Origin of the sequence: Streptomyces luteolus (assembly GCF_029968015.1) — a bacterium.
GTDB lineage: Bacteria > Actinomycetota > Actinomycetes > Streptomycetales > Streptomycetaceae > Streptomyces > Streptomyces luteolus.
This window is the reverse complement of the sequence record NZ_JASCIS010000088.1, coordinates 1-8165: the sequence shown is the minus strand read 5'-3', so window position 1 is coordinate 8165 and position 8165 is coordinate 1. Positions and strand designations below refer to the sequence as shown.

Sequence of the window (8165 nt, the reverse complement as noted above, 5' to 3'; positions counted from 1 at the left end):
AATGCCAGAGGCCCCGCCGGGAATGCTTGAATCCGGCGGGGCCTCTGGCGCTCTTGACGGCAGTCATGAGCGGCACCTGCGGTGGTCAGTCGACGGCACCTGGGAGAAGCTGCTCCAGCATGTCCAGGCCGTCGCCGACGCTGCGGGCGGCATCGACTGGAACATCAACATCGACTCCACCTCGATCCGCGCTCACCAGCACGCCGCCGGGGCCCGCAGGCTCCGCCGCTGTCGTCACTCGGCGCCTCAAGGGGGGGCCGCGCAAAGATCAGTTCACATGCGTACGCACTGCGCTCGTACTCATGCCTGGTGGAGGCGTCGCGGCGGGCGAAGCTCTGGGCCGCTCCCGCGGCGGACTGACCACTGAGCTCCACCTGAGCGCGGACGGCCGGTGCCGCCCACTCTCTTTAGTCTTTACGCCGGGACAGCGTGCAGATGGCACCCAGTTTGAGCCGGTCATGGACAAGATCCGCGTTCCCTGGCTCAGGGCGGGAAGACCGAGGCGGCTACCGGACAGCGTCGGCGCCGACAGGGCGTACAGCAACGGACTGATCCGCGATTACCTGCGACGACGCGGTATCCGACACGTAATCCCGGAGAAGAGCGACACAAGATCGGCCCGTCGGCGGAGGGGTTCACGCGGTGGCCGGCCCCCTGGCTTCGACAAAGCCCGATACAAAGCTCGAAACACCGTGGAGCGGTCGATCAACAAGATCAAGCAGTTCCGAGCCGTCGCGCCCCGACACGACAAGCGCGGATACGTCTTCCTCGGCACCGTCACCGCCGCGGCACTCCTCGTCTGGCCCCGCACGTGATCGAGGAGACAGGCCCTAGAACCGCGAATGAGCACGACTCAAACGGCCCGATTCGGTATCCCGCGCGGCTTCTGCATGAGGGCCCACCGGTTCGGCAGGCCCTCGAAGGCATGCTGAATGCCTCCACGCTAGGCGGGGCAGTTCAGTGCGCTGTAGCTATTCAGTCCGGGTAGTGGTCAACGACACTCGCTAAGTTTGTACTGCTCACCCAGGCCCACACCAGCCACGCGACCTGTGAAATGAGGTGAAGACCCTCTCAATGCGGTGAGTGACAGCCTGGTCCGAAGGGCCGGCATCACGTTCTGTCCGTGGCCGTCCATTGAAGATGCGGCGGGCGCACACGAGCACATAGTGGCTGACCCTTGGCATCGGTGAGGCTCAGCCTTGCGGTGAGGTGCCCCGTCCGGGCAGCGGCTTCAAGAACGCCCGGATCGACGTCGCCGAGCATCAGCTTGGCGCGGCGGAACATCGTGAAGGCACCGGACTCGTCAACGTTCCCCCACGACAGGTAGATAAAGCGTCCACCGAGCCGGTTTTGGATGTATGGGCCCTTGACCTCGACTCCACCGCCCGCATTGGATACGGCGGTGCAGTCCAGCGTCCAGAGAGCCGACGGGGCATCGCCGGGGTGCAGGTCGAGCAGCTCGCCAGGCTTGTCCTTGCGCTGAACACCCACGTGAATGTTGTCGTACCCGGGAACGTCGGTGCCGGCGACGGCGCAGGAGCGGCCCGGCAGTTCGGAGGCTTCAATATGGATCTGCATGGCCCCATGCTCCTCCATCCGTCCCCACAAGACCCGACTCACTTCGAAGGTGCCAGTCTTCCCCGGCATAGCACTGCGATTCCGGCGAATCGACCTCACGGCAGACGATCACCTGCTAACGATCTCGTCACCGACCAGCCCGTAGTCGACGGGGCCGCTGAAGCGGGCAGAGGCGAAGGTCGCGACTGAGCATGTCGAGTGGAGCATCCCGGTACCGAGCGATGCGCCAGAGGTGCCATGGAAGAAGCGGTGTCTGGGAATGGGACGACGGCACCGGCAGCGGAGCCATCAGCCTTGAAGCCTTCCTAGCGGCCTCTGGCTTGGTGCTGGCTCCCGCGCGTTGGTGAGCTGACGCCGTTACAGTAGGCGCGGTCACGTACGGAATCGCAAATCACGTCGGGCGAGTATCTGGCCTCGGACCCGGAGGACCCCGACGACCGCAGCTCGGCGGAGTCGGCGAATACGGCTCGGTCGACCTCAAAGGGTGCCGACAGGCGACGCCGTGCACATCGACCCGCCCTGCCCCTCCGGCTCTTGAGTTTTTGGGCCGCTCGTAGTCGGCGAACCGTCGTCGATTTCTGTTCGGGTGGTCTGCCTTCCCGGCCGGACTGAGTGATCGACTGCGCGGGCAGCGGGCAACTCGAGTTGCCCCTGGTGCGGGTGGGCAGCGTGCTGGTGACGCCGGTGGGGTGCGGGAGCCACCAGCTGCGATTTTCGCGTAGCCGCAGGCCAATTGGGGGTGCCGTGGGACTTCTTGCGAGAGCATGGAGAGAGAAGTCCCAGAGAAGTCCCAGAGAAGCCCCAGAGAAGTCCCACGGGATTGTGAGTTTTCGCGTTTCTGCAGGTCAGGGCCGTGCGACGATACGGGTCATCAAATGTCCCGGAACGTCTCGATCTGCGCCCCCACGGAGTTGAGCCGCTCCGCCAGGTCCTCGTAGCCGCGGTTGATGACGTACACGTTGCGCAGTACGGACGTGCCCTCCGCCGCCATCATCGCCAGCAGGACGACCACCGCCGGGCGCAGCGCCGGCGGGCACATCATCTCGGCGGCGCGCCAGCGGGTCGGGCCCTCGACAAGGACCCGGTGCGGGTCCAGGAGTTGGAGGCGGCCGCCCAGGCGGTTGAGGTCGGTGAGGTAGATCGCGCGGTTGTCGTAGACCCAGTCGTGGATGAGGGTCTGGCCCTGGGCGGCGGCCGCGATGGCCGCGAAGAACGGGACGTTGTCGATGTTCAGGCCCGGGAACGGCATCGGGTGGATCTTGTCGATCGGCGCCTCCAGTTTGGAGGGGCGCACGGTCAGGTCCACCAGACGGGTGCGGCCGTTGTCGGCGGCGTACTCGGCGGAGCGGTCGGTGTCGAGGCCCATCTCCTCCAGGACCGCCAGCTCGATCTCCATGAACTCGATCGGCACGCGCCGGATGGTGAGTTCGGACTCCGTGACGACGGCGGCGGCGAGCAGGCTCATCGCCTCGACCGGGTCCTCGGAGGGGGAGTAGTCCACGTCCACGTCGATGGTGTGCACGCCGTGCACGGTCAGCGTCGTCGTGCCGATGCCCTCGACCTTGACGCCGAGCGCCTCCAGGAAGAAGCAGAGGTCCTGGACCATGTAGTTGGAGGAGGCGTTGCGGATGACGGTGACGCCGTCGTGCCGGGCCGCGGCGAGCAGCGCGTTCTCCGTCACGGTGTCGCCGCGCTCGGTCAGCACGATCGGGCGGGACGGCGAGGTGCGCTGGACCTCCGCGTGGTAGACGCCCTCGGTCGCGGTGATGTCCAGGCCGAAGCGGCGCAGGGCGATCATGTGCGGCTCGACGGTGCGCGTGCCGAGGTCGCAGCCGCCCGCGTACGGCAGCTTGAAGCGGTCCATCCGGTGCAGGAGCGGGCCGAGGAACATGATGATCGAGCGCGTACGGCGGGCCGCGTCCGCGTCGATGGCGTCCAGGTCGAGCGTGGCGGGCGGCACGATCTCCAGGTCGACGCCCTCGTTGATCCACCGGGTGCGCACCCCGATGGAGCCGAGGACCTCGAGGATCCGGAAGACCTCCTCGATACGCGCCACGCGCCGCAGCACCGTACGGCCCTTGTTGAGCAGCGAGGCGCAGAGCAGCGCGACGCAGGCGTTCTTGCTCGTCTTGACGTCGATGGAGCCGGAGAGCCGGCGGCCGCCGACGACGCGCAGATGCATCGGACCGGCGTAGCCCAGAGAGACGATCTCGCTGTCGAGTGCTTCACCGATTCGAGCGATCATCTCAAGACTGATGTTTTGGTTGCCGCGTTCGATGCGGTTCACAGCGCTCTGGCTGGTACCGAGTGCCTCGGCGAGCTGGGACTGTGTCCAGCCCCGGTGTTGACGGGCGTCACGGATGAGCTTGCCGATGCGTACGAGGTAGTCGTCTGCCATGCCGCGACCGTATATCGGATGTGAGATAAAAGAGAAACGGAGTGCGTCCATCCGGGTGACGCCGCGTGTCGCGTTCGGGATCGCTCCGGGATCACGTTCGGGGGCAGGGGTGTTGACGCCGGGTCAGAGGTTGTGGGCGACCGGATGCAGGGGCTGGTACAGCGGCAGTTCGGAGCCGCTCGGCAGCCGGACCGCCGTCAGCCTGCCCCACGGCGCCTCCGCGACCGGACGCGTGACCTCGGCGCCGCGTTCGCCGAGGCGGGCGAGGGCGGCGTCCAGGTCGTCGCACATCAGATAGAACTCGTGCTTCGGTTCGCCCTCGGTCGGGTGAACGGCCACCTCGGCGGGCGGCAACTTGAAGATGAGCCAGCCGCCGCCCGCGTCGACGTGCGGGAAGCCGATGACGTCCCGGAGGAAGGCTCGGTCGGCCTCGGCGTCCTGGGAGTAGAGGATCACGTGTGAGCCGGTGAACATGCATTGATGCTCACATATGTCGCGCATAGGCGATAGTTGGGGTGAATCGACCTCAGGGGTGCGTTGCGTCTACTGGCGCGGGTTCCCCGGGCAATCAGGACACGATCTGGCCTCGATGGCTCCTACTGTCACTCCTGGCCGGCCGACAGGGGCGGCATCTGCGGAAGGTGAAGACCATGCCCGAGAACAAGCTCACCGGCGAGCGGGCCGAATGGCTGGACCTGCTCGCCCACCACCGCCACTTCCTGCGCTTCACGACCCGTGACCTGACCGACGAGCAGGCCGCGCGGCGCACCACGGTCAGCGAGCTGTGCCTGGGCGGACTGGTCAAGCACGTCACCGAGGTCGAGCGCAACTGGACGAACTTCATCCTGAACGGCCCATCCGAGATGGGGGACTTCGGGTCCATGACCGAGGCCCAGGTGGAGGCGTACACCCAGGGCTTCCGGATGCTGCCCGGCGAGACCCTGGCCGGCATCCTCGCCGAGTACGAGGAGGTGGCCGCCCGTACCGACGAGCTGATCGCGACCCTGCCCGACCTGGGGGTCTCCTGGCCGCTGCCGAAGGCGCCCTGGTTCGAGGAGGATGCCCGCTGGTCGGCGCGGCGGGCGTTGATGCACATCGCCGCCGAGACCGCGCAGCACGCCGGCCACGCCGACATCATCCGCGAGTCCCTGGACGGCGCGAAGAGCATGGGGTGACGGGACTTTACGGACACGGCCTGGCGCATCCCGGGGGCGAGCCCGCGTCCGCGTGACGTGTGTCTCGTCCCGACTGTGCGACGCGCCACGGGAAACGGGTATGTGCCCTCCGGCCGGGTGTCCTGTCTCAATGAAGTTAGTCGCTCGCCTCGCGTTGACCTGCGTGGACTAAGTTGAATGAGACGGTTCGCGGGTAGTGCCCCAAGAGGGGGCACTACCCGGTTCTGATGACGTCACGACTGGTTGCCGTCCCGAAGGGGAAGCTTGTCGCCGATCCCCGCGACCAGAGCCTTGACCTCCTCGGGGAACTGCTGGGCCCAGGTCGTCAGGAACGCGCTCTTGACGATGTGGCCAGAGGTGAAGTCCAGGTCGCCACCGATCTGCTCCCAGATCGTGTGCCGGTCCCAGTTGGTCAGTGCCCGCTCTGTCACCACCTTCTTCACCCGTTCCTGCGCATGCAGGCCCAGGTGGAGGGCCACCGCGAGCCGACCTGCTTCCTCGTCGAGACAGTCCAACACCCGTTCCAGCACATGGGCTTCGGGATAGCTGGATCCAGGAAGCGTAAAGATGCCATTAACCGGGTTGGCGCGTTCGGCCTGGTCGCCGTCGAGGATGCAAATCGACGGATAGGTTGCTGTGGGGTCGACGTTGTGATGGGTGTTGACCTTGATGGCTGGGTCGTGCCCTCCCATCGCATGCACCTTGACCTCGTCGAGCTCGATGCCACCATGGCTGCGCAGAGCGGTGAGGACCATGAGCTCGGCGAAGTCGTCCTCGACGAAGATCGCGAGCTTGGCCTGGATCTGTCCGGTGATGGTCCGCAGGGCTTTGACGTCGAGCTTTCCCTGGATCACGTTGCCCTGCAGAGCGGCCCAGATGGCCTTGAAGGGCAGCGGGGCGAGCGCGTCGTTGGAGTGCGTGGTGAAGATGACCTGGCAGGACTTGCGGTGGGCGACACCGATCAAGTACTCGACCATGCGCTGAGTGGCCATCGGGTGCAGGCCGTTCTCGATCTCCTCGATGAGGATCATGGCTCCGGGTGAGGCCGCTTCGACTTCGGCGACGATCCGGATAACGCTCGCCTCGCCGGCACCGAAGTGGAATTCGGAGTAACCGTCCCCCCGAGGGGTAAGCCCGGAGAAGAGCGAGACCTTGCCCGCAGTGTCCACGAAGAGTTGCCGAAACCCCTCGATGGGCTTGGCCAGAATCTTCGCGGCATGCTGCGTGACCTCGGGATCAAGGGTCACCTCGCGGGCGGCGGCGAAGGACCCGCCGACGGCGGCCTTGAGCTTGGACCGCTCCGTGGCGGGTAGGGTTCGCTCGACTCCGAACACCAGCACCTCGCGGTCCAGGGCGGTGCGGTTCCACTTCAGCTGCTTGAAGCTGGCGGTGCGTGAGACCGACAGGCGCGGCGTGTGCTCCTTGTCGATGAGTTCATACTCGATCGACCAGTTCTGCATGCTGGCGTCGTACTTGCCGCTCTTGGCGAAGAACCGTCCCGGTGACACGCTCTTGTAGGCCAGCGCCGCCGCCCCCAGGACTGTGGTCTTGCCTCCGCCGTTCGGCCCGACCAGTGCGGTGACGGGAAAGTCGAAGGTGACCTCTCGATCCGTGAACCCCCGGAGCTTCCGCAAGGTCAGCCGTTTGAGGTATTTGCCGTAGTTCTCCTTGGAGGCCTTGGTCTCCAAGTCGGTGATCACGCTCGGTCGGACTTCGCTCCTGTAGTCAGCCACCACTGCCCCCTATGTGCCTCTCGACTGCTTGTTGGTTCATCGTCCCAGATCTGATGAAGTGAAAGATGGCCCGTCGCCCAAGCCCGGTGGGACTGTCTTCGTTGGGATGGTCGGCGCTCGGATGGATGGTGGGATGGGGCGTAGTGGACTTGCTGTTCGCTGAGGCGCGCGGGGCCTGCGATGCTGTTTCGCGATCTCCCATCGTTGCTGGAGCCAGGCGACGTGGCGGCGGCGTTTGGAGATGTAGAGGCTGAGCGTCGCGTAGGAGACGGACGTGTCGTGGTCGTCCATCAACGCGGTCCAGATGTCTCGGGTGCCGAGGCCCACGTCGAGCATTGCGTTGATCAACGGCGCGACCGGACGAGTCACTGGGGTCTGATGGGGCCGGAGGGCGCGGGACAATGGCCTGTTGCGGGTGAGGGCGTCTCGCACGAATCGCTTCGGGACGCCGTAGCGGTCGGCGAGTTGCCGGAGGGTCAGGCCCTCGTCGCGGGCAGCGTCATGCAGCTGGAGGTAGAGTTCCGGCTGCCTGCTTGCGAGGTGTGCTCGTCCCGGCCCTGGCCGATAGCGGCGGCGCGAAGTACTCACATCGAGCAGCGCCTGCTCCAGGCTTGCGACCATGCGTCCGGTGACGTCGGCGAGACGTTCAACGCGCGGTTTTCCGAACCAGAATGGCGGTCCGCAGAGAAATCCGTGCAAGTAGCTGGGCCTGAGGTGGTTGGCTCGAGCGAGGCGGCGGATGAAGGAGTCGGTTCCCTCACCAAGTCGCGGTGAGACCTGAATGGGAAGCCGGGCCAGCCGTCCCGGCAGAGCTCCGGTCACCGTGTGACCGTGTTCTTCAGCAGTTTCCTCGGGGTTTCCGCAGCGTGGTCCAGGGGGATTGCGTCGAGCCCCTCCTTGGTCACGCGTTCCGTCCCGTTGAGGATCGCGTCGATCGCGGCGCCCCGGATGGCGTGGGACAACGCACCGATCATGCCGTCGGCTCGGTTGTGAAGGTAGCGGTCCAGCTTGACCAGGCTGCCCGGCGGGTGCTCATGCAGGAGCAAGGTCTCCTCCATGGTTGCCACCAGCCCCTTCCACTCGTCGCCGTAGGGGAATGGGCGGGTGGGGACGAGGGTGAAGCGGCCGGCGATCTGGGCACCTCGGGTGCCTGCCAGGAGTTCGCTGGTTTCGAGGCCGATGCCCGCGTAGACGAACGTCGCGGGGATGCGTTCGGAGAAATACTTCAAGGTGTCTGAGACCTCGCCGCCAGCCCGTGTGACCTGCGAGACGTTGTGAATC

The 8165-nt window shown here is 66.0% G+C and carries 6 protein-coding genes and 1 pseudogene; 2 read left to right on the top strand and 5 right to left on the bottom strand.

Annotated elements, in window-relative coordinates; genetic code table 11:
• The first annotated feature begins 65 nt into the window (after window positions 1-65).
• A complete protein-coding gene (locus QIT00_RS39135) occupies window positions 66-815 on the top strand; it encodes an IS5 family transposase (RefSeq protein ID WP_408909945.1) in 750 nt (249 codons plus the stop codon).
• A 295-nt stretch (window positions 816-1110) separates the two neighbouring features.
• Here QIT00_RS39135 and QIT00_RS38310 read toward each other — a convergent pair whose 3' ends face one another.
• From QIT00_RS38310 to QIT00_RS38300, 3 genes are all read right to left on the bottom strand, one after another.
• The gene (locus QIT00_RS38310; protein WP_282540129.1) at window positions 1111-1578 is read right to left on the bottom strand and encodes a DUF5990 family protein; all 468 of its coding nucleotides are present in this window, start codon (window positions 1576-1578) and stop codon (window positions 1111-1113) included.
• An 871-nt stretch (window positions 1579-2449) separates the two neighbouring features.
• Window positions 2450-3976 (bottom strand): helix-turn-helix domain-containing protein, encoded by a 1527-nt coding sequence (locus QIT00_RS38305; protein ID WP_282540128.1) that lies wholly within the window; start codon window positions 3974-3976, stop codon window positions 2450-2452.
• A 123-nt stretch (window positions 3977-4099) separates the two neighbouring features.
• Window positions 4100-4450, bottom strand: a complete 351-nt coding sequence (locus QIT00_RS38300) for a VOC family protein (RefSeq protein ID WP_282540127.1) — start codon at window positions 4448-4450, stop codon at window positions 4100-4102.
• A 176-nt stretch (window positions 4451-4626) separates the two neighbouring features.
• On the opposite strand from QIT00_RS38300, the gene QIT00_RS38295 reads away from it, so the two are divergent.
• The gene (locus QIT00_RS38295; RefSeq protein ID WP_282540126.1) at window positions 4627-5151 is read left to right on the top strand and encodes a DinB family protein; all 525 of its coding nucleotides are present in this window, start codon (window positions 4627-4629) and stop codon (window positions 5149-5151) included.
• Window positions 5152-5384: 233 nt separating this feature from the next.
• On the opposite strand, the gene QIT00_RS38290 is transcribed toward QIT00_RS38295, so the two are convergent.
• Window positions 5385-6851 carry an ATP-dependent nuclease gene (locus QIT00_RS38290; RefSeq protein WP_282540125.1) on the bottom strand — a complete coding sequence of 489 codons (1467 nt, stop codon included), beginning with the start codon at window positions 6849-6851 and terminating at the stop codon, window positions 5385-5387.
• Between the two features lie 851 nt (window positions 6852-7702).
• Window positions 7703-8165: pseudogene (locus tag QIT00_RS38285) on the bottom strand (ATP/GTP-binding protein); the annotation flags it as partial.